At 62.9% G+C, this 24,007-nt stretch carries 25 protein-coding genes and 2 pseudogenes; 12 read left to right on the top strand and 15 right to left on the bottom strand.

The annotated features are described in order from the left end of the window. The first annotated feature begins 70 nt into the window (after positions 1 to 70). Both K307_RS34760 and K307_RS48160 read left to right on the top strand, forming a co-directional pair. On the top strand, positions 71 to 550 hold the full coding sequence (locus K307_RS34760) for a DUF1348 family protein (RefSeq protein ID WP_042885582.1): 480 nt from the start codon (positions 71 to 73) through the stop codon (positions 548 to 550). A 189-nt stretch (positions 551 to 739) separates the two neighbouring features. Further along, positions 740 to 917, top strand: a pseudogene (locus K307_RS48160) (transposase); the annotation flags it as partial. A 313-nt stretch (positions 918 to 1,230) separates the two neighbouring features. Here K307_RS48160 and K307_RS34755 read toward each other — a convergent pair. From K307_RS34755 to K307_RS34745, 3 genes are read right to left on the bottom strand one after another with little or no spacing between them, the layout of a single operon-like run. Beyond that, entirely contained in the window at positions 1,231 to 2,079 is an 849-nt protein-coding gene (locus K307_RS34755; protein ID WP_042885580.1) for an SDR family oxidoreductase, read from the bottom strand. A gap of 43 nt (positions 2,080 to 2,122) precedes the next feature. Beyond that, positions 2,123 to 2,884: an SDR family NAD(P)-dependent oxidoreductase gene (locus K307_RS34750; RefSeq protein ID WP_042885579.1), complete on the bottom strand. Its 762-nt coding sequence runs from the start codon at positions 2,882 to 2,884 to the stop codon at positions 2,123 to 2,125. Between the two features lie 41 nt (positions 2,885 to 2,925). After that, the gene (locus K307_RS34745) at positions 2,926 to 3,666 is read right to left on the bottom strand and encodes an SDR family oxidoreductase (RefSeq protein WP_155301321.1); all 741 of its coding nucleotides are present in this window, start codon (positions 3,664 to 3,666) and stop codon (positions 2,926 to 2,928) included. Between the two features lie 283 nt (positions 3,667 to 3,949). Between K307_RS34745 and K307_RS34740 the strand changes: the two genes are divergently transcribed. Then, positions 3,950 to 4,843, top strand: coding sequence for an AraC family transcriptional regulator (locus K307_RS34740; RefSeq protein WP_155301404.1), 894 nt, complete (start codon positions 3,950 to 3,952; stop codon positions 4,841 to 4,843). Between the two features lie 6 nt (positions 4,844 to 4,849). Here the strand turns inward: K307_RS34740 and K307_RS34735 are convergent, their stop codons facing one another. The 3 genes from K307_RS34735 to K307_RS34725 are packed head-to-tail and all read right to left on the bottom strand — an operon-like array spanning position 4,850 to position 6,685. Continuing rightward, complete coding sequence (locus K307_RS34735) at positions 4,850 to 5,776, bottom strand: NADP-dependent oxidoreductase (protein ID WP_042885577.1); 927 nt, start codon at positions 5,774 to 5,776, stop codon at positions 4,850 to 4,852. Then, positions 5,776 to 6,204, bottom strand: a complete 429-nt coding sequence (locus K307_RS34730) for a nuclear transport factor 2 family protein (protein WP_042885575.1) — start codon at positions 6,202 to 6,204, stop codon at positions 5,776 to 5,778. The genes K307_RS34735 and K307_RS34730 overlap by 1 nt, the downstream gene beginning before the upstream one ends. A gap of 28 nt (positions 6,205 to 6,232) precedes the next feature. Continuing rightward, on the bottom strand, positions 6,233 to 6,685 hold the full coding sequence (locus K307_RS34725; protein ID WP_080745320.1) for a DoxX family protein: 453 nt from the start codon (positions 6,683 to 6,685) through the stop codon (positions 6,233 to 6,235). A 93-nt stretch (positions 6,686 to 6,778) separates the two neighbouring features. Between K307_RS34725 and K307_RS34720 the strand changes: the two genes are divergently transcribed. After that, positions 6,779 to 7,696, top strand: a complete 918-nt coding sequence (locus K307_RS34720; protein WP_035828097.1) for a LysR family transcriptional regulator — start codon at positions 6,779 to 6,781, stop codon at positions 7,694 to 7,696. Between the two features lie 437 nt (positions 7,697 to 8,133). Here the strand turns inward: K307_RS34720 and K307_RS34715 are convergent. Continuing rightward, positions 8,134 to 9,019, bottom strand: a pseudogene (locus tag K307_RS34715) (LysR family transcriptional regulator). 200 nt (positions 9,020 to 9,219) lie between these two features. Here K307_RS34715 and argC point away from each other — a divergent pair. After that, positions 9,220 to 10,173 carry an N-acetyl-gamma-glutamyl-phosphate reductase gene (argC, locus tag K307_RS34710; protein WP_042885572.1) on the top strand — a complete coding sequence of 318 codons (954 nt, stop codon included), beginning with the start codon at positions 9,220 to 9,222 and terminating at the stop codon, positions 10,171 to 10,173. Positions 10,174 to 10,349: 176 nt separating this feature from the next. On the opposite strand, the gene K307_RS34705 is transcribed toward argC, so the two are convergent. Further along, positions 10,350 to 10,802: a PA2169 family four-helix-bundle protein gene (locus K307_RS34705; RefSeq protein WP_042885571.1), complete on the bottom strand. Its 453-nt coding sequence runs from the start codon at positions 10,800 to 10,802 to the stop codon at positions 10,350 to 10,352. A gap of 580 nt (positions 10,803 to 11,382) precedes the next feature. On the opposite strand from K307_RS34705, the gene K307_RS34700 reads away from it, so the two are divergent. From K307_RS34700 to K307_RS50465, 3 genes are all read left to right on the top strand, one after another. Next, positions 11,383 to 12,360, top strand: coding sequence for an AraC family transcriptional regulator (locus K307_RS34700; RefSeq protein WP_042885568.1), 978 nt, complete (start codon positions 11,383 to 11,385; stop codon positions 12,358 to 12,360). A 135-nt stretch (positions 12,361 to 12,495) separates the two neighbouring features. Beyond that, complete coding sequence (locus K307_RS50470; RefSeq protein ID WP_268989237.1) at positions 12,496 to 13,095, top strand: FAD-dependent oxidoreductase; 600 nt, start codon at positions 12,496 to 12,498, stop codon at positions 13,093 to 13,095. Then, positions 13,095 to 13,679, top strand: a complete 585-nt coding sequence (locus K307_RS50465) for an FAD-dependent monooxygenase (protein WP_268989236.1) — start codon at positions 13,095 to 13,097, stop codon at positions 13,677 to 13,679. Before K307_RS50470 ends, K307_RS50465 begins: the two co-directional genes overlap by 1 nt. A 314-nt stretch (positions 13,680 to 13,993) precedes the next feature. Here K307_RS50465 and K307_RS34690 read toward each other — a convergent pair whose 3' ends face one another. From K307_RS34690 to K307_RS34680, 3 genes are all read right to left on the bottom strand, one after another. Beyond that, a complete protein-coding gene (locus K307_RS34690) occupies positions 13,994 to 15,184 on the bottom strand; it encodes a M24 family metallopeptidase (protein ID WP_042885565.1) in 1,191 nt (396 codons plus the stop codon). Between the two features lie 8 nt (positions 15,185 to 15,192). Continuing rightward, positions 15,193 to 16,113: a Bug family tripartite tricarboxylate transporter substrate binding protein gene (locus tag K307_RS34685; protein WP_230626383.1), complete on the bottom strand. Its 921-nt coding sequence runs from the start codon at positions 16,111 to 16,113 to the stop codon at positions 15,193 to 15,195. A gap of 303 nt (positions 16,114 to 16,416) precedes the next feature. Further along, the gene (locus K307_RS34680) at positions 16,417 to 17,031 is read right to left on the bottom strand and encodes a TetR/AcrR family transcriptional regulator (RefSeq protein ID WP_042885561.1); all 615 of its coding nucleotides are present in this window, start codon (positions 17,029 to 17,031) and stop codon (positions 16,417 to 16,419) included. Between the two features lie 169 nt (positions 17,032 to 17,200). On the opposite strand from K307_RS34680, the gene K307_RS48155 reads away from it, so the two are divergent. After that, positions 17,201 to 17,401: a hypothetical protein gene (locus tag K307_RS48155; protein WP_155301320.1), complete on the top strand. Its 201-nt coding sequence runs from the start codon at positions 17,201 to 17,203 to the stop codon at positions 17,399 to 17,401. A gap of 143 nt (positions 17,402 to 17,544) precedes the next feature. Then, positions 17,545 to 19,125, top strand: coding sequence for an isocitrate lyase (locus K307_RS34675; protein ID WP_042885560.1), 1,581 nt, complete (start codon positions 17,545 to 17,547; stop codon positions 19,123 to 19,125). A gap of 380 nt (positions 19,126 to 19,505) precedes the next feature. On the opposite strand, the gene K307_RS34670 is transcribed toward K307_RS34675, so the two are convergent. The 4 genes from K307_RS34670 to K307_RS34655 form a co-directional block, all read right to left on the bottom strand. Beyond that, positions 19,506 to 19,886 carry a DUF4124 domain-containing protein gene (locus K307_RS34670; protein WP_042885558.1) on the bottom strand — a complete coding sequence of 127 codons (381 nt, stop codon included), beginning with the start codon at positions 19,884 to 19,886 and terminating at the stop codon, positions 19,506 to 19,508. 9 nt (positions 19,887 to 19,895) lie between these two features. Further along, on the bottom strand, positions 19,896 to 20,444 hold the full coding sequence (locus K307_RS34665) for a DUF2726 domain-containing protein (RefSeq protein WP_042885557.1): 549 nt from the start codon (positions 20,442 to 20,444) through the stop codon (positions 19,896 to 19,898). 332 nt (positions 20,445 to 20,776) lie between these two features. Continuing rightward, positions 20,777 to 21,067, bottom strand: coding sequence for an excalibur calcium-binding domain-containing protein (locus K307_RS34660; protein WP_042885555.1), 291 nt, complete (start codon positions 21,065 to 21,067; stop codon positions 20,777 to 20,779). A gap of 237 nt (positions 21,068 to 21,304) precedes the next feature. Next, on the bottom strand, positions 21,305 to 22,072 hold the full coding sequence (locus K307_RS34655) for a GntR family transcriptional regulator (protein ID WP_230626259.1): 768 nt from the start codon (positions 22,070 to 22,072) through the stop codon (positions 21,305 to 21,307). Positions 22,073 to 22,179: 107 nt separating this feature from the next. Here K307_RS34655 and K307_RS34650 point away from each other — a divergent pair, with 107 nt between their 5' ends. Together K307_RS34650 and K307_RS34645 are read left to right on the top strand one after the other, a co-directional pair. Next, entirely contained in the window at positions 22,180 to 22,962 is a 783-nt protein-coding gene (locus K307_RS34650; protein ID WP_042885553.1) for an SDR family oxidoreductase, read from the top strand. Between the two features lie 85 nt (positions 22,963 to 23,047). Continuing rightward, a complete protein-coding gene (locus tag K307_RS34645; protein WP_042885551.1) occupies positions 23,048 to 23,980 on the top strand; it encodes a 3-keto-5-aminohexanoate cleavage protein in 933 nt (310 codons plus the stop codon). Positions 23,981 to 24,007 lie beyond the last annotated feature (27 nt).

Genomic DNA, 24,007 nt, shown 5'->3' with positions numbered 1-24,007 from the left:
CGCAGCACTGCTCTTATCAACCCTTCGGCCCGGTATCGGGTCTTCATCCACCAACCACAGAGGTGATTTCATGTCGACTAACACTGAACTCCGTCCGCCGCTTCCCCCTTTCACACGCGAATCCGCCATCGAGAAAGTGCGCCTAGCCGAGGATGGCTGGAACACCCGCGACGCTGCCAAAGCGTCCCTCGCGTACAGCCTGGATACGCGATGGCGCAACCGTGCTGAATTCGCAAACGGCCGCGACGAAGCCCGAGCGTTTCTAGAGCGCAAATGGTCGAAGGAGTTGGAGTACCGTCTCATCAAGGAGCTGTGGGCGTTCACGGATAACAGGATTGCCGTGCGCTACGCCTACGAGTGGCGTGACGACTCCGGCAACTGGTTCCGGTCCTATGGCAATGAGAACTGGGAGTTCGGCGAGGACGGTCTGATGGTGAATCGCTACGCTTGCATCAATGATTTGCCAATCAAGGAAGAAGAACGGAAGTTCCATTGGCCGCTCGGTCGTCGTCCAGATGATCACCCCGGCTTGTCGGATCTCGGCCTCTAATAGCTAGGCCGTCCATATCGCTCCGATTGGAAGCACCCGGGGAAGCAAAGGCAAAGGTGAGGCAGTTTCTGCGAAGGCCTCCTGAAGCTCGCGATGAAGGAGCAACCCCGTCGTCTCGCTGTCCTTCTCACCTAGTCAGCCCTCAAACGATTGCTGCCCACTCGATGTGGGCAGCAAACCTTGCAGCCCTTGCAAATAGAAGCCTCTCCGAAAGGTGGGCGTCCTCATGTAGATACCGCACGGGCTGAACGGCATCCTGTTTGTATTGGAAACAGGGATTATTCCTTGGGAAGAGCTTCCGCAAGAATTCGGGTTCGGCAGCGGGATGACTTGTTGGCGTAGGCCGTGCGAGTGGCAAGACACAGGAGAAAGGCCGGATGACCGCTCATAGACCCACTTCGCTCTCTCGATTCGAATCCAAGGGATGACAGAGAAGGGTCGGTCTGAGACGGCCACCGTTTCGCGGCGGGCATCCGACCGAGACCGGCCAGTTTGAGACATAGCTGTGCACCCGATTGAATGTCGCTTCTTGGTGATAGTTGTCAGAGCGAAGCCGCCGTTAATGGGTGCCCCAGAGACGGTATTGGGACCCGGCCTGCACCCGTCTTATCTTGTGCGTTGCATTGCCGCGTCGTCGCAAAAATGTCCCGGCAAGGCCGGGACATTCGCACACCTCTCAATCAATCCGCGAAATCGGTGGCTTCGGAAGAGCCCCTCCACGCGTCGAGGTCCTTTGCGACAGCGTTCGCCTTGGCTGCCGCAAGTTCGTTGGCGATCTTGCCGGCAAACAGATGCAGCGGCGGCGATTCGACACTGGCGGCCTGGATGATCAGCAGTGCCAGCTTGTCAGGGTCTCCGGCCTGATGGCCGTGCAGCGTGCCCAGATGCAAGTCGAGCGAAGCCTTGGCCTCCGAGTAGTCGTCGATCTGCCGCTTGGCCACTGCCAGCGCGCCGCTCGACAGGAAATCGGTGCGGACTGGACCGGGATAGACCACCGTGGCGCGAATACCAAGTTCGGCAACTTCCGCGGCCAGCGACTCGGTCAGACCTGCCAGCGCGAACTTGCTCGCGACGTAGCTGCCCCAGCCGGCATATCCACCCTGGTAGCCTACGATGGACCCGATATTGATGATGTGCCCGTTGCGCTGGCTGCGAAGATGCGGCAGCGCATGGCGCAGTACGACCATCGGCGCAAAGAAGTTGACTTCGAAATTCTGGCGAAGCTCGTCGTCGGACAATGCCTCGACAGTTCCTTGCTGCGCGTATCCAGCGTTGTTCACGACCACGTCGATGGCGCCAAACGTCTGCACGGCCTTCTCGATTGCCTGCTGGACGCTGTGGTCATTGGTCAGGTCCACTTCGAGCGGAAGGAAGTCGTCGGATGCCTGGCCGAACGCCTTGGTCAGCGATTCTGCGGTGCGCGACGTTGCGGCCACGCGGTGGCCTTGCTCAAGCAGATGCTTGACGACTTTCTGGCCGACGCCTTTCGATGCGCCGGTGATGAACCAGGTACGGAATGCTGTTTTCATGATGAAAATCCTTGTGTGGTTGTAGATTGGATGTGCAACGTCCTCACGGCAGCGCGACGCTCATGCCGCCGTCGGCCATCACCACGGCGCCGACAATGAAACTGGCCTTTTCCGATGCCAGGAAGGCAATCACCTCTGCGATTTCTTTTGGCTGGGCCGCGCGGCGGATCGGCGCCTTCTTGCCATGCTCGGCCAGGAACGCCTGACCGTCGGCGTGGATGTGGTTGGTGATGTTGGTGATGACGTCACCGGAGCCCACCGCATTGACGCGGATGCCATGCTCGATGGCTTCGAGCGACAACGCGCGCGTCAACTGCGCCAGCGCACCCTTCGACGCCGCGTAGGCCGCGATCGTCGGGAATGCCTGATAGCACGCGTACGAACCCACATTGACAATGGCGCCAGTCTTTGCCGGCACCATCGCGCGCATGGCCTCGCGCGAGAACAGGAACGCCCCCGTGGCGTTGACGGCCTGGATGCTGTTCCAGTCGTCGAGCGACATGTCGACGACGGGCTTGTTTATGATGATCGCGGCGTTGTTGACGAGGATGTCGAGCTTGCCAAATTGCTCGATCGCAGTTGCGACTGCCTGCACGGCGCTTTCCTCGCGCGCCACGTCGGCGACAAGGGGAACGATGCCGGGGCGGGCTAGGGCCTCGACGTTGGCGCTGCGTCCCACGGCGATCACGTTTGCACCTTCGGCATGCAGTAGTTGCGTAGTGGCCAGGCCAATGCCGCTGGCCGCGCCGGTAACGATGGCAACCTTGCCTGCGAAGGCGCCGGTTTCTCGATTGCGTGATGTCATGATGGTTTCCTTGATCGGATTGCGTGACAGGTGCCCGGCGTTCAGAACGGGCTGGCGGTGGGCCGTACGACGATTTCGCTGACGTCCACATCGGCCGGCTGCTCCACGGCGTAGGCGATGGCGCGGGCGATGGCGTCGGGCGTGATGGCGATGCGGCGGAACTCCTGCATCGCCGAGCGTGCGGTGTCGTCGGAAATCGAATCGGCCAGTTCGGACTCCACCACGCCCGGGCAGATCACCGTCACGCGGATCTTGTCGGTCTCCTGGCGCAGCCCGTCGGAAATGGCGCGCACGGCAAACTTGGTGGCGCAGTAGACGGCCGCAGTCGGCGACACGGACAGGCCGCCGATCGAGGAGATATTGATGATCTGGCCCTGGCCTTGCTGCTCCATGGTCGACAGGACGGCGGCGATGCCGTGCAGGACGCCACGGATATTCACGTCGATCATGCGGTTCCACTCGGTGACCTTCAGCGCGTTCAGCGGCGACAGCGGCATCACGCCCGCATTGTTGATGAGCACGTCGATGCGGCCGAAGGCATCGAGCGCAAAGCGTGCGAAAGCCGCGACGTCATCGGCCGAAGTGACGTCGAGTTCGCGATAGCGCACGATGCCGCCGGCTGCCTGCAGCGACTCCGTCAGCTCGACGAGCCTGTCGGTGCGGCGCGCGCCGATCACAAGCCGATGGCCTTGCGCGGCCAGCAAACGGGCGGCGCCCTCGCCAATGCCGCTGCTGGCGCCGGTAATCAGGATGACCTTCGATTCGGTGGATGGGATTGCCATCTTGCATACTCCTATTGTCGGTTCGGATTTGGCCGCGCCTGTCCGCTGATTGCCCGCAGAACATGCCGTGCCGGTTTCGGCCTGAAATGAAGCGGTACGTGTTCGTCGGCCGGTGAATGAATGGTAGGGAAGACGGCCCCGGAGGCGAATACACGGAGCGATGCCGTTATTGCCTATTCCTATTGATCAGGGTGGCGCGTGCGGCGGGGGATGACTACAATGCCGTCTATCGCGACTACAGGAGAGTGCGGTGTCGAACAACCGCAATCCCGCTTCCATCCGGATGGTCCGGCTGCTGGAAAGACTGGCGCCCAACGAGGGTTACACGCAGTCGGCACTCGACAGCGTGCGGCTGATGCGTTCGGATCGCCCGCTCGGGCGCACGCCGGTGCTGTACGAGCCGAGCATCGTGATTGTTTGCCAGGGGCGCAAGCTCGGATTCCTGGGCAACGAGGTCTATGTCTACGACGCGCAGCATTACCTCGTGCTGTCCGTCCCGCTACCGTTCTCGACGGAAACGCAGGCCTCGCCAGAGGAGCCCATGCTTGCGGTATCGATCCGGCTGGACCTGATCGAACTGAGCGACCTGATCACGCAGATCGGTGCGGCCGGGCAGCATCCCGAAGCGCCGCCAGCCGGCATCGTCTCCACACCGCTGGACGGCGATCTTGCGGGCGCGACGATACGGTTGCTGGAAGCATTGACGGTGCCGCTCGATGCGCTGGTACTGGGTCCAGCGATCGTGCGCGAGATCTGCTATCGCGTGCTCACTGGCGAGCAGGGCGCGGCGATGCGTGCCGCCCTGGCGCATCACGGCCGCTTCGGACGCGTGGCGCGGGCACTCAAGCGGATTCACACCGAATATGCAACGCCGCTCAACGTCGCGCGTCTTGCCGAGGAAGCGGGTATGAGCGTGCCGGCGTTTCACGCCAACTTTCGCACCGTGACACAGACATCGCCGATCCAGTACATCAAGTCCACCCGCCTTCATCAGGCACGCCTCATGATGATCCGGGACGGCGTGACCGCGGCGGCGGCAGCGGGACGCGTCGGCTACGAAAGCGCGTCCCAGTTCAGCCGGGAGTTCAAGCGCCTGTTTGGCCGTACGCCGGTCGAGGAAGTGCGCGACATGCGCGAATCGTTCACGCTCTCGCCGGCGGTCCGCTTCGGGACGTAGGCTTCGCTAAGCGGCTACATCGAGTGTCACCTTCCCGCGCACGTGGCCGCTCATGCTCCGTGCAAGGGCATGGCTTGCCTTTGGAAGGGAAAAGACCGAATCAATGTGGGTGCGCAATTCGCCCGAGGCATAAAGTGCGGCCAACATTGCGAGCAGCGATCCATCGGCGCGGGTGGCGAAGTTCTTGCCGGTGGCGCCCACATCGTGGCCGCGCGCCGGATCGGGCTTGCTGACGGTGGACACCAGTATTCCGCCCGGCTTCAGCACGGACCATGAACGCGCCTGCGTATCGCCGCCCACCAGGTCCAGCACCACATCGAATTTCGACGCGCGCGCCGCAAAATCTTCCGCGGCGTAGTCGATCACCTCCGTGGCACCGAGGCTTTGCACGTAGTCCCGATTGCCGGCCGACGCGGTGCCAGTCACGCGGGCGCCGGCCAGTTTGGCGAGCTGCACGGCTACGCTGCCCACACCGCCTGCCGCAGCGTGAATCAGGACCGTCTGACCGGCCTGCAACGCGCCATGTTCGTGCAGCGCCTGCCACGCCGTAAGCGACGCAGCGGGAATCGCAGCCGCTTCCACGAAACCAAGAGACGCTGGTTTGCGCGCAAGGCGAGCGGCGTCGACCACAGCGCGCGTGGCGAAGGCGCCGACGATGCCGATAAATCCCATCACCTCGTCGCCCGGCGCCAGCGTGGTGACGTTGCGCCCCACCGCGATGACGGTGCCCGCGGCATCGACGCCGGGTGTGAAGGGCAACGGAAGCGGTATGAACGCCTTCATCGCGCCACTGACTATTTTCCAGTCGATCGGATTCACCGACGCAGCGGCGACATCGATCAGCACTTCGTTATCGCCGGGCACGGGGTCGTCCAGCTCGGCCAGCGTCATGATGTCCGGGCTGCCATAGGCAGCAACACGTATGGCTTTCATTAGATGCTCCTGGAAGAGACACCCACAATTGGGGCATCGAGTGCGAGTGCGGCCTGCACGGGATCGAAATACTCGCGGAGGTGCGCGATTCGGCCGTCACGGGCGGTAAGGAAGACGACGTACTCTTGCCGGTAGGTCCGACCGGTCGCGGCAATCAGCCCTTCGGCACGCACGCGCGCGACGGCATGCTGGGAGTCATCGGTGGCGATTACCACAGTATCGAAGAAGCGAAAATCCTTGACCGCGCCCCCGAACCAGTTCACATGCCGCAGCACGGCGTCGCGTCCGTCGAGTTGCAACGGATGGCCCAGGCTGGGGGCGTAGGGAAGATCCCACACGATGTCGTCGGCGATCAGTTCCTGCCATTGCTGGTGGTCGTCCACCAGCCACTGGAGGTGTTGCTGCAAAAGCTCTGTTGCGATGCTCATGATGCGTTTCTCCTCTGGATGCCAACTGTCAGGCAGCTACCCGCTGGGCCGGCGCGCGGCGGCTGTCAACGCTGAAGGCTCCGGGGCCGAACGCCACGACCTGCAACAGGCCGCCGGCCATGGCGAGGTTCTTCAGGAAATGGAACATCTGGTTCTGGTCAGCCAGCGCGTGGTGGAAGATCAGCGCGGTCACCACGGCGTATGCCGCCAACAGCAGCGCAACCAGGCGCGTCTTGTAGCCGACTGCCAGCAGCACGGCGCCAGCCAGTTCCAGTACCAATGCGCCGATGAGGCCCAACGCGGGCGCGGGCAGGCCCAGCGATCCGATGTAGGCCATGGTTGCGCCGGGGGCCAGAAGCTTGCCGATGCCGCTGACGAGGAAAATGGCGGCGATCAGGGTGCGGCCGATGGCCGGCACGGCGGAACGGCTGTTGATGTTGGCGTTGATGTGGGCGTTCAGGTTCGAGTTCATGTTGATCATCCTTTTCAAGGAGTGGATGACCGAAGAGTAGAGACTTGACATGTATCCAGGAAGCCTATATTTCTAGATGAGATCCATCTATCGGATAGATATATGCTCGACGCCGTCTCGTTGGACCAGCTCCGTACTTTCATCGCCGCCGCAGACGAAGGCAGCTTTTCCGCGGCGGGCCGCAAACTGCGGCGGGCGCAGTCGGTTGTCAGCCATACGCTGGCCAATCTGGAAGGCCAGATTGGCGTGCAGCTATTCGATCGCGGCGGGCGCTATCCTCGGCTGACGGAGCAAGGGACGGTGCTGCTCGCGCAGGCGCGCCTGGTGGTAAGCGGCATGGACGGCTTCAAGTCCAAGGCGCGAGCGATTGCCGACGGACTCGAACCCGAGTTGTCTGTCGTGGTGGACGTCATGTATCCGATGGCATCGCTGACCGATGCCGTCGGCGCATTCCGCAACGAATTTCCTCACACGCCGCTGCGGCTTTACGTGGAGGCCCTTGGCGCCGTCATGCAACCCGTACTTGCGCAGGCGTGCCGGCTGGGGATCAGCGGCTCGATGCCATCGGTTCCGGAAATTCTGGATGCGGAGAAGCTGCTCGATGTACCCATGGTCACGGTCACGGCGCCATCGCACGCGTTGGCATCCCACAAGGGAATCATCCGGCCACGCGATCTCAAGGACCACGTCCAACTGGTGCTCACCGACCGCACGACGCTAACCGAAGGCGCGACCTTCGGCGTCTTCTCGCCGCAGATCTGGCGGCTTGCCGATCTGGGCGCCAAGCATGCATTCCTGCGTGCCGGATTCGGATGGGGTCATATGCCGGTGGCGATGGTTCAGGCGGATCTGGATGCCGGCAGCCTGGTTCCTTTGCGGATCGAGGCCTTTCAACCGCATACGCCGCCGATTGCCATGTTTGCGGTTTATCGGAAAGACACACCGCCCGGCCCTGCCGGTCGATGGTTTCTCAAACGGCTTAAGGGCGCGCGTGGCACGGACGAACGCCGACTGCCTTGATTACTCCTGGGTGCCTCCTTCCCATCCAGTTTTGGTCGGATACAGGGCCGACACGACTGGCCGATACGGGTCGGGTACCGCCTTACGCTAGCAGTCTCGGAAAGAGCCGCACCTCTTTCATCAGGCGGTATCCGACATTCAGATTGGCCAGGAACAACGACGCCGAACGGACGCTGTCGTTCTAGCGAGCTCGGACCGACGTAGCACGCCCGCGCGCCCGCCCATCAGCGACCGCGGCTTACTTTCGCTCGGGCGCAACGTTCTGGAGCGGCGCAGTTTGCCAGGCTGGCTGCACGCCTACCCTCGGCGGCGCAGCACCGATAGCGCAGGCCAATGGCTGGCAACGCAGGCCGCGCGGACGATGCCCCCCGGGCAACGCCCTGGAAGGTCCGGTCTGGGCGCCTCGCACAGCCGCCGGTCGACGTGTGGCAACGGCGCTACCCCGCCCGCAGCGCCCACAGGGCCTCCAGTACGTATTCCGTGGCACGTTCTACCCGTTCCCCGCTGTGCGCCAACCCCAGTCGCCGCCACAACGCCGGCCGCAGCGGCCGCATCACTACGCGCGCATCCGGTGCCGGCGTGGTGACCTCGTGTGGCAGCAGGGCCGCGCCATAGCCGGCCGCCACCAGGCTCTTGATGGCGTCGTTGTAATTTGAGCTGAATACGCGGCGCCGGCCTGTGGCCACCGCTGGCGAACCACTCGGCGGTCAGGCGCGACAGGCGCGTGGTGCCGTCATTCAGGATTAGCGGGCGCGTTGCCAGCCAGGCCGGCGTGATGCGCGCCGGGCAGGGCCAACTCGCTGGCAGGAAAGCCCGTACCGGATCGCGCCGCCAAGGGCGGATGGTCAGCCCCGCCACGCGCGCCTGTGGCAGTGCCACCAGACCGACCTCCAGCGTGCCGGCGGCCAGCCGCGCCAGCGTCTCCTGCGAGGTGAGCACGGCCACCTGCACGTCGATGTCGGGATGCCGCTCCGCCAGCATGGCCAGCGCCTGCGGCAGCAGGTGGGCGATGGCCCCGGTCGAGGCGCCGAGGCGCACGCGGCCGGTCAACCCCTGCACCTGACGCTGCACGTCGTCCAGCGCAAGGTCGGCATCGGCCAGCAGGCGGCGTGCGCGATCGACCAGTGTCTCGCCAATGGACGACGGACGCACCTCGCCGCGCTTACGCGTCAGCAGTGGCGCACCGACGCGGGCTTCCAGCTCGACAATGTGAAGGCTGACGGTGGGCGGAGCCAAGTGCAACGCGCGCGCAGGTTCGGCGAAGGAACCCAGATCGGCGATGGCGACGAGGGTACGCAGGCGGTCCAGGCTGATCTCGCGCATGGGGCGGCACTCCGGTTAAGGGCGTATCTGCTGACGAGGATATCGTTCAGGAAATGTGAATTTCATCGTCATGATATTCAACTTTTTCGATTCTATCCGGTGGCGCAAGATGGCGCTTCGTGTACCGGCCGCACCAACGCAGAGCTGATGCTGCACCGGTCGGGGCCGCCACTTTCACGCCACTTCCGAGGATCCATCCCATGCGCTACCCTCTTGTTTTCATCGACGGCGACCAGGGCACCACCGGCTTGCAGATCCACGAACGCCTCCGCGGACGCGACGATCTGCGCCTACTGACGCTGCCCGCCGGCCAGCGCAAGGATGCGCGCGCCCGCGCCGACGCCATCAACGGCTGCGACATCGCCATCCTGTGCCTGCCGGACTCCGCCGCACGCGAGGCGGTGACGTCCATCGTCAACCCTGCGGTGCGTGTGATCGACGCAAGTTCGGCACACCGCACGCAGCCCGGCTGGACCTATGGCTTTCCGGAGATGGCCGCCGGCCAGGCGCAGCGCATCGCGGGCGCGCTGCGCGTCAGCAATCCGGGCTGCTATCCCACCGGGGCGATCGGCCTGCTGCGCCCCTTGGTGGGGGCCGGCCTGCTGCCGCACGACTACCCCATCGCCATCCACGCGGTGTCGGGCTATTCGGGTGGCGGCCGCACCGCAGTTGATACCTACGAGGGACCGGAGGCCACCTGGGCCCTGCCCTTCCAGGTCTATGGCCTGGGCCTGGCGCACAAGCACACGCCTGAAATCCAGCAGCACGCGGGCCTGGCACGGCGCCCCGCCTTCGTGCCGGCCTACGGCGCGTTCCGGCAAGGTATCGTACTGACGGTGGCGCTGGAGTTGGACCTGCTGGCATCCGGCACGGACGTCGGCAGGCTGCACGCCTGCCTGCTCGACCACTACGCCGACGCCCGCCATGTCGAGGTGATGCCGCTCGCCGAATCGGCCGCTGCCACTCACCTCGACCCGCAGGCACTGAACGGCACCAACGACCTGCGCCTGGGCGTGTTCGCCAACCGCGAGCACGGGCAGGTGCTGTTGGCAGCGGTGTTCGACAACCTCGGCAAGGGTGCTTCGGGGGCGGCAGTGCAGAACCTCGACCTCATGCTGGCCGGGGTGGCGGCGGAGGTTCGCCGGGCCGCCTGACGTCTACCCAAGGTAATGGCGGTCGTCGCAGCCAGGCAGTCCCGAGTTCACCGTGTCGCCTTCCAGGCGCGTTACTTAAGGCGGCGCAAGCTTCGGCGTCGAAATAAAAAGGCCGGCAGCTTGTCGGCTTCCGGCCCGCCTGGTGCGATCGGGTCAATCAGGCGTGATTCAGCGTGTCAGTGAATCTGCATGCCACGCATGGCGTGGATGCGTTCGTGATACTTCTGCATGCCCTCGTACTGACGCAGGAGCACCGAGCGGATTTCCTCTGGCATGTCTTTCGTCAGCGCCGAGCGGTACTCGCGCCTGGCGGCCTCTTCCTCGCGCTCGCACAACTGTAGCACCGCGTCATCGTTGTGCGGCGCGATGATGTGCATCACCTCCATCCAGCCGCGATGCATCGTGCCGGCCATGGAGCCACGGTCGCGCGGCACCGCGCCCAGGGAGCTGATCAGGGCCTGCAATTCGGTCACCGAATTGCGGCAGGTTTCGGCGGTGCCGGTCAGGATGCTGCGCATTTCGGCGTCGTACACTTCACGGGCGCCGGTCATGCAAGTGAGTTCGCCGTCCTTGCCGACTTCGATCAGATGGTTCAGGGTGAAGACGAGTTGTCCTTGAGCGTTGGCCATTGAAAATCTCCTTGCCCGAATCGAGGCAAATGTGAACCTACGAGGACATCCACGCCGGGCGGGTGGTGCCGGGCTGGCTCACGTGGGATTGGCCAGGATCAAGGTCTCGATTCCCGCTATTGGCGTGCACCACCGTCGAGCGCGAGTCTCGCACTGTCGTAATCTCAGTATAGAAGCGAAGCAGGGTCGGCCAGTGGTGCCAGTGGAGAAGCACTTCAGCTATTGGCGAACAAACCTTGCGCCAGGCAATAGAATCCCTCTCTTGCCCCTGTCCGGGCGCTCGCGCGGGATTGCGCATTGGCAACTTGCCCCGAACACCACCAGCGTGGCCGCAACGGAATCGCTTGTGCCAAGCGCGATCGCTCAGCGAACGGCCGCTCAACCAGAAACTGGCCTCCGAGGTCATGACAAGTTGTATGGCTGCAACGGGTCGATCTGGGACCGCCGCAGTTTCGCGGCGGGCATCCGTCCGAGACCGGCCACTTGCTGCCGTTTGACCTTCATCGCGCCAATGACCGAAGTAGGCCATCGAAGACGCTGAGCTAGAATCCCACATCCCTCGCGCCCCATTCTCCCGACGATGAATCCCGGACCGCATGACGTCCTGAGCCGCATCCTTTCCGCATGCAAGGCCGAACGCGCCGTGACGGCAAGTTTCCGGCTCCACGCACCGTGGGCGTTGCACTCGGCCGGCACCGAGGGCGCGCTGATCCGTATGTGTACCGGGCCCGGGTACTGGATCTGCACCGATGGCGGCACGCCTGTCGAGATTGGTCCGCGCGATATCGTCATGCTGCCGCGCGGCACGCCGCATACGGTGTCATCGACACGGGACCCCGGTGAGGGCGTCGTGCCCTTCGCCGATCTGCTGAAGGCGCACATGATCGGCCGCCATGGCGACCATCCGATCGAACTGACATATGGCGCAGACGGCACGGGCAGTGTGGACGCCCCACCCACGCAACTGTTCTCCCTTCACCTGTGGATGCCCGCGCTTGACGTGGGCGCTATCCCAGCGGAATTGCCACCGCTGATCGTGCTGCGTGCCGACGAGCTTCCGCTGGCGCACACGCTGGCAAACACGATGGAACTGCTGGTGCAGGACTCGCTGTCCCAGCGTCCGGGCTGGCAGTTGTCCGCGGCACGCATGGGCGACCTGCTGCTCGTGCATATCCTGGGCGAGTATCTGCGCACGCCCGCCGCCGCGCGCCAGGGCACGCCGAACGTCCTCGACGACCCCGGCATTGCGCGTGCGGTTGCGGCCATGCACGAGGCGCCGCAACAGGACTGGAGCATCGCCCAGCTCGCCGCCGTGGCATACCTGTCGCGCACGGTGTTCGCCGAGCGCTTTTGTGCGCTGCTGGGCGTGCCGCCGATGCAGTACCTGAGTGCATTTCGCATGAACCTGGCCGCCGAACGGCTGCGCCAGCCGCGCGTACGGATCGCCGAGGTCGCCGAAGCGACGGGCTATGCATCCGAGAAGGCATTCTCACGCGCGTTCCATCGCTGGATTGGCGTATCGCCCACCCAATATCAGCGCGACGCATCGGCGCCCTGATGCCTCCGCGCGGCCACACGCTGCCGATCCGGACGATCGGTGCCCGAATCCGGCGTTCCGGAGGTTGAGCACGGCATGGCCACCGCCCAATAATTCCGCTCAATCGCCCTCGCTGGCAAACAAGGAGACATGGGCATGAAGCAGGTAGAACACGCGCTGATCGTGGGAGGTGGCATTGCTGGCTGTGCGGCGGCCATTGCACTGGCACAGGCTGGTGTGCGGGTGACGATGCTAGAGAAGCAGCAGGAATGGCGATTCCAAAGTTCCGGCATCTTTATCTATCACAACGGACTTGCGGCGCTCGGCAGCCTCGGGGTGCTGCCGGAGATCGTGTCGAGTGGCTTTGCCATTGCCGATGGCCGGAATATCTACCTGGACGAGCGCGGCGAACCGATCACCGATACTTTCTATCCGTCCCGTCATCCGGACATTGCGCCGATTGTCGGTATTCGCCGGGCCGAAATGCATCGCATCCTCGCTAGCCGACTCGATGCGCTGCGCGTCGATATCCGCTTGGGCACCACTGCCGTCCGGATCGACCAGAAAACGGCAGAGCACGTCACCGTTGCACTCTCCGATGGCACCTCGGGCCAATACGATCTTGTGGTCGGGGCGGACGGCATTCGCTCGGAGATCCGCCGCCTGGTCGCAGGCCCGCTGGAACCGGTCTATACCGGACTCGGCGTCTGGCGCAGCGTGCACAGGCGACCGAAGAACCTCACCGCAAAATCATGATGATGGGTACCGGCAAGCGGCTCGGCATCATGCCGATCAGTGATGACCAACTGTACTTGTTCGGCACGCTGCCTGAGCCCGCCCGGCAATGGTATGAGCGGACCGATTGGCCGGCGCTGATGCAAGCCCGTTTTGCGGAGTTCGGCGGCCCGGCGCGCCAGTTCCTGGACGCGCTCTCTGCCGACGCCGAAGTGCTCTACACCGCCGTGGAGGAGGTCGCTGCCCCGCTGCCCTGGCACCGTGGCCGTGTGATCATGATCGGTGACGCTGCGCACGCGTCAACACCCTTCATGGGACAAGGCGGCGCGATGGCACTCGAAGATGCCGTGCTGCTGGCGGAGATGCTGTCCCGCGACGTCAACGTGGAGGCCACGCTGCGAGCCTTCGGTGAGGCACGCTATCCCCTATGCACGTTTGTGCAGGACACCTCGCGTAAAGTCGGCGAGGCCGGGGCGCAGGAAGACGCGGCCATCCTGGGGGCGCGCAACGAAACGATGCGGCGCACCGCACAGCGGCAGGTGGACGACTTCTACGCGCGGATGGATGCGCTACGCAGTCAGTTGCCCTCGGCGCAGTGCGCCTGACAGAGGGGTACAGCCGCACCTCCCCGCGCGCAGACTCGAGCTTGTTGTCGTCCTCGCGATGGTGGCCGACGAATTCGATCACCCCGTCGAGGTCACGCATATCTCATGCATGCCTACATGCCAGTCGCTAGCGCAGGCGCAGCAAGAAGGCACCCCCCTGCCTGAACGGTGGGGCAGGGGGGGCGCTGCGAGCGACTGCTTTGGCCCAAACTGCGGTCGCACGCTGAGCCGTGCGCGAACGACTCTATAAAGGGTCGGAAGCGGCCGACCCCTTAGTGACGTTGCGGCCTCCAAACCACGACAAAAGCGGTGCATTACCCAACCGTCGCGTACGACAAAGTCTTCGGTGTCTGGACGATGACCTCAGGTTCGTCGCCCACGATGACAGTGTCGTCTAGACGAAATCCGCCGAGGCCGTATACATACAGCCCCGGTTCCGATGAGTAGACTTCTCCGGCCAATAGTTCGCGCGTGTTGAACGCCATGTCTTCTGGATACTCATGCAGCATCAGGCCGACTGCGTGACCTGTCCTGTGGAACACGAACTGGCCGCACCCCGCTGCTTCGATCACAGCCTGTGCGGCGGCGTCCATATCGCAGACGCGTCGACCGACCACTGCAGCGGCAACGGCAGCGTCCGTGGCCTCCGCCGCCACGCGGTAGAACTTCGCCTGCTCGTCAGTGGGCTGGCCGCAGAACCACGTGCGTTCGTTTTCGACATAGAGTCCATTCAGCCTGGGCAGCACCAGGTTGACGATCGTATCGCCCTTCGCAATGCGGGAGCCACAAGACGCGCCATCGCCATGCGGCGACGCCGAAGCAGGCCCCGTAAGTGTCCAGCACTTCAGGATCTCGAAGTCCTCGCCGGGAAACCGCCTGGCAGCCTCTTCCACCATGAGCGCAGCCATGGCGTGATCGAGTTCCTGAACCAAGCGGCCGGGACGGATATTCTCCTTGTACCGGTCCTGGACCCAGTCGGTCAGACGAGCCAGGGCCCGCATGTTCTGCAGCTCCTCGCTGTGCTTGACCCACCGGAGGCTCCGCATCTCGGCAAGTGACGGGCGCAGCGTCATCTCGGGAAGGTAACGCTGTGCCCCGGCAAGAATGGGGTGCTGGACATCAACGGCAATGCGGGACATCGCAAGACCTCTCTGGCTCAACAAGGTCGCGACGACTTCCGGCAATTGCGATGGCAATGCAAGGCGGTCGGCCACGCGCAGGTGTTCAGCGTAGTAGGTGACATCCGCGAGCCAAACCGTGCCCTTCTCTGTTGCGAACCGCATGTGGTTGGTGGAGAGCTCGTTCATCACCGCAAAGGTGTCGCCGTCGCGCGGCACCACAACGAACACGGGCCGCTCCCATGGCCACACATCGAGCTGGAAGTTGGTCGCGTATTGAAAGAAGTCCGGGGTGCCGAACACTAGCGCATCCACCCGCAACCGGTCCATCAGTCGTCGCATGGCCGACAGGCGGTAATCGTGTACAGCTTTCGTCAGATGAGGCATGGCGTGGTCTAGAGAGAGATGTTGAGGCGGCGAATCACGGGCCCCCAGGCGTCTGCATCGCGCTTCATGTAGCGCTCTACTTCCGAAGGCGGTCCCTTGATGGCATCCAGGAACTGGAAGCCCAGCTTTTCCTTGAACTGGGGATTGTCGAGGACATGGTTGATGTCCGTGTTGATCTTCTGGATTACGCGCGGCGGCGTGCCCGCACGGGCCACGATCGCGTACCAGCCTGGCACCTCGACGTCGTAGCCCAGCTCCTTGAATGTTGGGACCGTGGGCAGTGCGGCCAGCCGTCGGTCACCCGTGACCGCCAGCGGCAGCAGCTTCTTGCCCGCAATGAACGGTTGCACGCCGGCCACGACGTTCATCATCACAGGCGTTTGTCCATTCATCAGGCTCGTCGAACCACCCGTACCGTTGAACGGTACGTGCTGCATCTTGATGCCGGCTCGCTCCGCAACCAGTTCCATGGCCAGATGCGTGGAGTTTCCGATTCCCCCCGAGGCGAAGCTGATCTCGCCAGGATGTGCCTTGGCCATGCGCACAAAGTCCTGAAACGTCTGCACGTGCAGCGATGGTGCAGCGACGAAGACGAACGGGGAATTGGCGAGCATAGCGACGCCGGTCAAGTCCCTGGTCGGCGAGTATGGCAGCTTCGGATAGAGGTACGGATTGAAGCTGAGGTTGGATACGCCGGCAAAGAACAGTGTGTAGCCATCAGCCGCCTGCCCCAGCACGTAAGAGATAGCCAGCGTGCCGTTGGCGCCAGGCTTGTTCTCCACAACCACGGGCTGCTTCCACGCCTGCCCGAGCTTCTCGGCCAATGCGCGTGCCAGCACATCGTTGCCTGTCCCACCCGCCTGCGGCACCACCAGCCGGATGGGTTTCGTCGGAAAGGGTTGTGCGCAGGCGCCACTCGACAGCGCCATCGCCGCCACTGCGCCCGCTGTCCATTCCCATAGCTTTTGCAGGTTCATCTCGCATCCTGATAGATCTCGTCGCCGCCACCGATAGCGACGATTTCCGAAAATGTACCATGTGGTACACGATAGTGAGAAATAGGGGTTTACTCGAAAGCGCGAAGACAGTGGGGTGTGGGATATGTGAAGACGGACGCAACCGCGAAGCGCGGGCGGTCAGTGGGTGACGCGATGCCCGGCGGCCCCGGACATTGGCGAGCGAGCGCCGCGGATGGAGTGTGCGGGTTCGGAGGACTGCGGGACAGCAGGAGACTATCCGCCCCCCTTCCTTGCCTTGCCGGGCGCGGCCATCTTGCTGGCGAAGTACTTGAGCGCAGCAGTGGTGCCCTTGCGGTCCCCCGTCGTGATCAGGTCGAGCAGCAGCCCACGTATCGTCGCGACTTCCACCCGCGCAAACAGTCGTGCTTCGTCAGCGCTGACGTTCATGCTTTGCTGCAATCGCTCGGCGATCACTGAGGTCCAACTGCCAATGACATCATCGAGGAAGCCGCTGAAGCGTTTGCGATCCCTGATAGCTCTTCCGTAGATCTCGAACAGCAACTGCATGATGGGCAGGTAACTCGGCGCGGAATAGCGGTCCCATGCAGCCGCCATGGTCGCTTCTGCGTCCACGCCCTCTACATGCAGTCGCTCCCGCGCCTGCTGTTCGGCATGTCGTACGCGAAACAGCAACGCCTGCCAAAAGCCGTCGGCGGATCCAAAGTAGTAAATGAGCATCCGGTGACTGGTACCCAGTGCATCCGCCACGTTTCGCAACGACAGGTCGCCCAGTCCGTTCTCCAGGACATGAGCAGTTGCCGCATCCAGCAATTGAATGGCTTGCTCGCTAGACGAGCGGTCGACCGGCGACGCTTTGACTTTCGGCATCCTTCGAGTTCTACGGGAAATGGGTTTCGCAGCCCAAAATGTACCATGCAGTACAAGGATGACTACTGCGCGCTTCATCGTCGGCTGTCGGCCAGTTTCCGACGACAATCGCTCGTGATCGAATGATCGAAGCGGACGCGAAGACAGCCACATGTTTCTGCGCCGGCTCATGACACTGTTCGTCGGAACAGACGTCTACACAGTCCCCCCAGCTTCGGTGCTCGAGCCATCCGTGCTTGCCCTGCCTCCGACAACTGAAAGCGCGTTTCACATTGCGGAATTCACCCCATATTTCCCCCGGCGCTATTTTTCGTTTGTTGAAAAAGTGTTCCACATCGCAAAATTTACTATCTATCTCATTGAAAAATAAAGAAAAATCAACTCTTATGTCTTATATAAGACATGGCCGCGACGCATCAAAAAGACCCTACAATGAGGCCACGCTGCTTGCTTCGACATCCGTCGGCACACTCAACTATTTTTTCAAACGCGCTTTATTCTTAGGAAATTCGCATGGCCCAGTATCAAGACGACATCAAGGCAGTTGCTGGTTTGAAAGAGAACCACGGCAGCGCGTGGAATGCCATCAATCCCGAGTATGCCGCCCGCATGCGTGCCCAGAACAAGTTCAAAACGGGCCTGGACATCGCCAAGTACACCGCCAAGATCATGCGCGCCGACATGGCCGCCTACGATGCCGACTCGTCGAAGTACACCCAGTCGCTGGGCTGCTGGCACGGCTTCATCGGCCAGCAGAAGATGATCTCCATCAAGAAGCACTTCAACAGCACCGACCGTCGCTACCTTTACCTGTCCGGCTGGATGGTGGCCGCGCTGCGCTCCGAGTTCGGCCCGCTGCCGGACCAGTCGATGCACGAAAAAACCTCCGTCAGCGCGCTGATCCGCGAGCTGTACACCTTCCTGCGCCAGGCCGACGCCCGTGAACTGGGCGGTCTGTTCCGCGAGCTGGACGCTGCCGAAGGCCCTGCCAAGGCCGCCATCCAGGAAAAAATCGACAACCACGTCACCCACGTCGTGCCCATTATCGCGGACATCGACGCGGGTTTCGGCAACGCCGAAGCAACCTACCTGCTGGCCAAGCAGTTTATCGAAGCGGGCGCATGTTGCATTCAGATCGAAAACCAGGTGTCCGACGAGAAGCAGTGCGGCCACCAGGACGGCAAGGTCACGGTGCCGCACGAGGACTTCCTGGCCAAGATCCGCGCCATCCGCTACGCCTTCCTGGAACTGGGCGTGGACGACGGCATCATCGTGGCCCGTACCGACTCGCTGGGTGCCGGCCTGACCAAGCAGATCGCCGTGACCAACACGCCAGGCGACTTGGGCGACCAATACAATTCCTTCCTGGATTGCGACGAATTGTCGACCGACGAACTGGGCAATGGTGACGTCATCATCAAGCGCGACGGCAAGCTGCTGCGTCCTAAGCGCCTGCCTAGCAACCTGTTCCAGTTCCGCGCCGGGACGGGCGAAGCGCGCTGCGTACTGGATTGCATCACGGCACTGCAAAACGGCGCTGACCTGCTGTGGATCGAAACCGAAAAACCGCAAATCGCCCAAATCGGCGGCATGGTCAGCGAGATTCGCAAAGTCATCCCGAACGCCAAGCTGGTGTACAACAACAGCCCGTCGTTCAACTGGACCCTGAACTTCCGCCAGCAGGCGTATGACGCGATGAAGGCCGCGGGCAAGGATGTGTCGGCATATGAGCGCACCCAGCTGATGAGCGTGGAATACGATCAGACCGAACTGGCGATGCTCGCCGACGAAAAGATCCGGACCTTCCAGGCCGACGCGTCGCGCGAAGCAGGTATCTTCCACCACCTGATTACGCTGCCGACCTACCACACTGCCGCACTGTCGACCGACAACCTGGCCAAGGAATACTTCGGCGACCAGGGCATGCTGGGTTATGTGGCTGGCGTGCAGCGTAAGGAAATCCGTCAGGGCATCGCCTGCGTCAAGCACCAGAACATGTCCGGCTCGGACATCGGCGACGACCACAAGGAGTATTTCAGCGGCGAAGCGGCCCTGAAAGCGGCGGGTAAAGACAACACCATGAACCAGTTCTGATACCAGTAATACCCCAAGCAAAACGCCAACCCATACGGGTTGGCGTTTTTTTATCCGGCGAGATAGCTCGCGGGGTTCTCATCAAACATTTGCTTGTGCGCTTCCATGCAGAAGCTGTACGTGTGGCTCGGTAGAGAACGACGACGAGCTCGGCAGACAACCTGGCGGTGCCGATGCATCCGTCCGGAAATGTCCGCAGCAGGATTATTCTTGGTGAATATGGCCGGTACCGACAGGAGCCGCCGCTTTTGAACTGGGTAGAGACGTTCGAAAAATTCGACCAAGGGTCCGGAGAGGGTCGGTCTCGGTCATCGTCCACCGTGGAGCGAGAGCCATCGTAGGATGGCTATGGCGAATCTTACGCTCGCTTCGGCGTATTGTTACTCGCACCGATACCTGGATATTTGCGCACCGGCTCGCTGTACAGCCTCTGATGCTTGCTGGATCTGCACCGAATTATGGGTGAGCATTGCTCGCTCGGAGTGGGTAACCGCAGCCCGGTATGACTGGCGCAGCGACGGGCACATGATGCTCGATGCGAGCCGCTCCTGCCCCTTCGGGTCGAAGAACGAAGACGGCTCGGCACGATACTCTGCGTTTCGTTGGCCGATGGATTTCCTCACCACCTCAGTCTTTGCGTCGTGCTGGCAGGGGGCATCCTGCAACGTGACATGTCCCGCGGCGCTCCGACATTGATAGATGGTCTGGCCCGCGGCATTCGTGGCCATGGCGAACATCGCGATCGTCAGATATCTCAGCATGGTTCAGCTTCAGGCCACGGGTGCCCGCACGGCCCGCAGCTTTCGTTCGTTGTCTGGCGCTGACGGACCAACTCCTTCGGCGGGCCGCGGCGGGACAACACTGAAGTAGTCGCTGAGGATTGTCTTCAAATCCACGTCCTTGGACGTGTAGCGCATGATCGGAATACCGGCCGACGCGAGAACGTCATTCTTTTGCTTATCGCGCTTCTGTGCTTTTGCGCTACCGTGCGAGGCGCCGTCAAGCTCGATGACATAGAGCGGTCGCATCGTCTTGCGCTCGCAGACGAGGTAGTCGACATACTTCTGAGCGAACAGATTCCTGGCGCCTTGTGACTTTCCCCTGTGCTGTACAAACGCGGACATTGCGACCTGGGGAAAGACGTACGTGTCTTCGAGCTCGGCTGTCAGCCGTTCGTAGAGCTGTATCTCATCCTGCCGCAAGAATGGAGATCTGCGAGCAAATCGAAAATCCCTGGAGGAACTCCCGCCTGCCGCTGCTGACTTCAGTACCGACAGGAGAACGATGGCAATGGCGAAAAGGAACACCAACCCTAGCATCGCTTTCACTTGACCCTCCTGCGCTTATTGTTTGAGCGCGATGCTAAGCGCTGGGACAAGCTGGAAGCACCCCTCCATAGTGGGGCTGACTTGGGTCGAGATGCGCGAACCGGCCCCTGCCCCGCTCGACGGGGCGAGAGCCGCCTGTACTTCGGAAGCGGCCCTTGTGGTGGCCCGAGTCCGAACGGCGGTTCCGGGTCGGAAGCGACGGCCGCATAGCAGCCCAGATGGCTCGCCGCTTGCCGCATGGGCTTTCCTGCCCCGCGTCTTCGTGAGAAATGTCACCACGCAGGCGTGAACAGCATCGCGTAGATGACTACCTTATCGGCGCGTCAAAACATACATTGGAGAGACGGCGTCTCACATGGAATTCCGTCACCATCCCCATCCATTTTCACCGCTGGGCAATTCTTTAGGTAGAAGCGGGCTTCCGCGCAGGAAGCCATCTGACTGCAGTGCTGTTTGCCCTCGCAGCGGAATACCCCTTCCGGCGTCGAGGCCACCGCTGAAATCTCGATCGGCTGTGGCTCGGCGTGAGCAACGGCATTTTCCAGAGGCGCGTGAGTTTTGTAGTAGATTAAGGCGGCCGCGGCGGTCGCGACGAGCGGCAAGCTCTTGTACATGTTGACCCCTACCCTGCTTTTTATTATGCAAAATGCAAGGATGCCACAACAGCGTCGTAGTCGGTCTGTCGCACTGCCGGGATGAGGTTCAAGGACGGACTCAGGTTGGAGCTTGCGCACAGGTGGGGCGAGTCCACACTGCCCTGGCCTGTATTGGTGCTAGAACGGGCGTTATGTTCGAGCATAGATGCGAGAAAGATCGCGCGGCTCCAACCCCGCCTTCCCTGCTTACAACGACTACGAAGCTGTCCTGACCCTTGCCTTCGCTGCCCGTTGCACAGGCGCGAGCATGGCCGCAGCAGCCTCGACGCTGTCCGCATTGACCAGCACACCGGCCGAGACGATATAGGCCGCCGCGCTTTCGATATCGCCGCGCAGCGCCGCGCAGGCAGCAGCACTGTCGTGCCGGCACAGGGCTTCGACCAGGTTGTCGTGATGCTTGACCGCGACGCGCTCTTCCACGCGGCGCGATCCTGAGCGCAGGTCGTGGTTGAGGATCGGGCCAATGCGCAGCCACTGCGACTCGATCATCTGCAGCAGGATCGGCATCCGAGCCGCCGCGTAGACGGCAAAGTGAAACGCCTGGTTCGCGGCGATGACATCGGCACCGTCCGGCCTGGGCTTCGACATCTCCTCTGCGAACCGGCTGCGCAGTGCCTGCACCCTTTCCAGTTCCTCATCGCTGATGCGCTCGGCCGCGGTTGCGGTGGCCAAACCCTCCAGCTGGATCCGGATCTTGGTGATTTCCTCGAATTGGCTGACGCTCATCCTTGGCACCCGTAGCGCACGGTTTGGCGTCAGTTCGAGAGCCTGCTCGGCAACCAGCCGGTGGACCGCTTCACGCACCGGCATCACGCTCACGCCCAGGGCCGCAGCGATATTGCGCAGCGAAATCTGCTCCCCCGGCATCATCTGGCCGGAAATCAACAGTTCCCGCAGTTGCGTGTAGACGTCACGGCTAAGCGTCTGGCGGGTGATGGGCGTCACAAGTTCGTTCAGGGTCATGCCGCGAAGGATAGCACATAGGGTTATCCGCTATATGCGATCTGTGATCACAGTTTTAATCTTGCCTCCGAAGACGGGCGTTCGCCTGTTGTAAGGAGACTGGAGTCATGTGGAAGGATGAATCGCTCGTCGGCAAACGCGTGTTGGTGACCGCGGGAGCGGATGGAATTGGCCTGGAGATCACACGCGGCTTCGTGGAAGGCGGCGCCCGCGTTGCGGTTTGTGATGTGTCGGGCACCAGCCTGGAGCGCGTTGCTGCGGAGCTGCCCGGCGTGGTTGCGCTCCGCGCCGATGTATCCAAGGAAGACGACGTCGGGGCGCTGTTCCAGGCCATCGATGCCGGATTCGGTGGGCTTGACGTCCTCGTCAACAATGCCGGAGTTGCCGGCCCGACGGGCGGCGTCGAAACGCTGACGCTGGCCGACTGGGAGCGCACGCTCGCCGTCAACATCACCGGCCAATTCCTTTGCGCCCGCGCCGCGGTGCCGCGCCTGCGCAAGGGGCGGTCGCCGTCGATCGTCAACCTGTCCTCCGCGGCGGGGCATCTCGGCATGCCGGGCCGCTCGGCCTACTCCGCGTCGAAATGGGCCGTGGTGGGCTTTACCAAGTCGCTGGCGCTCGAACTGGGTCCGGATGGCATCCGCGTCAACACCGTGTTGCCCGGTGCGGTCGACGGTCCGCGTATCCGCGCCGTCATTGCTGCGAAGGCCGAGTCGCTCGGCAAGCCGCTTGAGGAAGTGACGCGCGACTACACGTCGCAGGCGGCACTGGGCCGCATGGCGACGATGCGGGATATCGCCAACATGGTGCGGTTCCTCTGCTGCGACCAGGCAGCCAACGTGCACGGCCAGGAAATGGTCGTGGATGGCCTGACCCAGGCCCTTAGCTAAGCCACCCTTCTCTTTCCGGGCCGGCGGATCTCCGCAGCCCGAAAATTCCCGACAACGCCAGACAAAGCCAGACAAAGGACCCACCATGGCCAAGCGAGCCAAAGCCATCATCACCTGCGCGCCGACCGGCGCCATCCACACGCCGAGCATGTCGCCGCACCTGCCGGTGACCGCCGACGAGATCGCGCAAGCCGCCATCGACGCCGCGCGTGCGGGCGCCGCCATCCTGCACCTGCACGCCCGCGACCCGAAGGATGGGCGCCCTTCGCAGGACCCGGAGCTGTTCCGCCCTTTCCTCGCCAGGATCAGCGCCGAGACCAACGCGGTGATCAATATCACCACCGGCGGCAGCCCGCACATGACGGTAGAGGAGCGTATGCTGCCGGCCACGACCTTCAAGCCGGAGCTGGCCTCGCTTAACATGGGCTCGATGAACTTCGGCCTGTTCCCGATGCTCGACCGCTTCAAGGACTTGCGCCACGACTGGGAGCGCGAGCACCTTGAGAACAGCCGCAACCTGATTTTCAAGAACACCTACCAGGACATCGAGAACATCCTGCGCATCGGCAACGCCAACGGCACGCGCTTCGAGTTCGAGTGCTATGACATCAGCCACCTATACAATCTGCGGCACTTCCTCGACCGCGGCCTGGTCAAGGGTCCCGTGTTCATCCAGTCCGTGTTCGGTATCCTGGGCGGCATTGGCCCCGATCCCGAGGACCTGATGCATATGCACCGCACCGCACAGCGCCTGTTTGGCGACCAGTTCCGCTGGTCGATCCTCGGCGCTGGCCGGAACCAGATTCCGCTGGCGACCATCGGCGCGGCGATGGGGGCGAACGTACGTGTCGGCCTTGAGGATTCGCTCTGGATCGGCCCGGGCCAGCTGGCGGCGTCGAGCGCCGAGCAGGTCACGCGCATCCGGACCGTGCTCGAAGCCCTGAATATCGACGTGGCCACGCCGGACGAAGCCCGCGACATCCTCGACCTCAAGGGCGCGGCAGGCACCGCGTTCTGACCGGGCGGGGCCGACGCGGCCCGGCCC

It is taken from the genome of Cupriavidus necator A5-1, from assembly GCF_000744095.1.
Lineage (GTDB): Bacteria > Pseudomonadota > Gammaproteobacteria > Burkholderiales > Burkholderiaceae > Cupriavidus > Cupriavidus necator_A.
This window is presented reverse-complemented; position numbering and strand designations above follow the sequence as displayed.

Bases quoted from the DNA above. Each gene is read 5' to 3' on its own strand.
- K307_RS34760 (WP_042885582.1), top strand. From the start codon at position 71: ATGTCGACTAACACTGAACTCCGTCCGCCGCTTCCCCCTTTCACACGC.
- K307_RS34755 (WP_042885580.1), bottom strand. From the start codon at position 2,079: ATGAAAACAGCATTCCGTACCTGGTTCATCACCGGCGCATCGAAAGGC.
- K307_RS34750 (WP_042885579.1), bottom strand. From the start codon at position 2,884: ATGACATCACGCAATCGAGAAACCGGCGCCTTCGCAGGCAAGGTTGCC.
- K307_RS34745 (WP_155301321.1), bottom strand. From the start codon at position 3,666: ATGGCAATCCCATCCACCGAATCGAAGGTCATCCTGATTACCGGCGCC.
- K307_RS34740 (WP_155301404.1), top strand. From the start codon at position 3,950: ATGGTCCGGCTGCTGGAAAGACTGGCGCCCAACGAGGGTTACACGCAG.
- K307_RS34735 (WP_042885577.1), bottom strand. From the start codon at position 5,776: ATGAAAGCCATACGTGTTGCTGCCTATGGCAGCCCGGACATCATGACG.
- K307_RS34730 (WP_042885575.1), bottom strand. From the start codon at position 6,204: ATGAGCATCGCAACAGAGCTTTTGCAGCAACACCTCCAGTGGCTGGTG.
- K307_RS34725 (WP_080745320.1), bottom strand. From the start codon at position 6,685: ATGATCAACATGAACTCGAACCTGAACGCCCACATCAACGCCAACATC.
- K307_RS34720 (WP_035828097.1), top strand. From the start codon at position 6,779: ATGCTCGACGCCGTCTCGTTGGACCAGCTCCGTACTTTCATCGCCGCC.
- argC (WP_042885572.1), top strand. From the start codon at position 9,220: ATGCGCTACCCTCTTGTTTTCATCGACGGCGACCAGGGCACCACCGGC.
- K307_RS34705 (WP_042885571.1), bottom strand. From the start codon at position 10,802: ATGGCCAACGCTCAAGGACAACTCGTCTTCACCCTGAACCATCTGATC.
- K307_RS34700 (WP_042885568.1), top strand. From the start codon at position 11,383: ATGAATCCCGGACCGCATGACGTCCTGAGCCGCATCCTTTCCGCATGC.
- K307_RS50470 (WP_268989237.1), top strand. From the start codon at position 12,496: ATGAAGCAGGTAGAACACGCGCTGATCGTGGGAGGTGGCATTGCTGGC.
- K307_RS50465 (WP_268989236.1), top strand. From the start codon at position 13,095: ATGATGGGTACCGGCAAGCGGCTCGGCATCATGCCGATCAGTGATGAC.
- K307_RS34690 (WP_042885565.1), bottom strand. From the start codon at position 15,184: ATGCCTCATCTGACGAAAGCTGTACACGATTACCGCCTGTCGGCCATG.
- K307_RS34685 (WP_230626383.1), bottom strand. From the start codon at position 16,113: ATGGCGCTGTCGAGTGGCGCCTGCGCACAACCCTTTCCGACGAAACCC.
- K307_RS34680 (WP_042885561.1), bottom strand. From the start codon at position 17,031: ATGCCGAAAGTCAAAGCGTCGCCGGTCGACCGCTCGTCTAGCGAGCAA.
- K307_RS48155 (WP_155301320.1), top strand. From the start codon at position 17,201: ATGACACTGTTCGTCGGAACAGACGTCTACACAGTCCCCCCAGCTTCG.
- K307_RS34675 (WP_042885560.1), top strand. From the start codon at position 17,545: ATGGCCCAGTATCAAGACGACATCAAGGCAGTTGCTGGTTTGAAAGAG.
- K307_RS34670 (WP_042885558.1), bottom strand. From the start codon at position 19,886: ATGCTGAGATATCTGACGATCGCGATGTTCGCCATGGCCACGAATGCC.
- K307_RS34665 (WP_042885557.1), bottom strand. From the start codon at position 20,444: ATGCTAGGGTTGGTGTTCCTTTTCGCCATTGCCATCGTTCTCCTGTCG.
- K307_RS34660 (WP_042885555.1), bottom strand. From the start codon at position 21,067: ATGTACAAGAGCTTGCCGCTCGTCGCGACCGCCGCGGCCGCCTTAATC.
- K307_RS34655 (WP_230626259.1), bottom strand. From the start codon at position 22,072: ATGACCCTGAACGAACTTGTGACGCCCATCACCCGCCAGACGCTTAGC.
- K307_RS34650 (WP_042885553.1), top strand. From the start codon at position 22,180: ATGTGGAAGGATGAATCGCTCGTCGGCAAACGCGTGTTGGTGACCGCG.
- K307_RS34645 (WP_042885551.1), top strand. From the start codon at position 23,048: ATGGCCAAGCGAGCCAAAGCCATCATCACCTGCGCGCCGACCGGCGCC.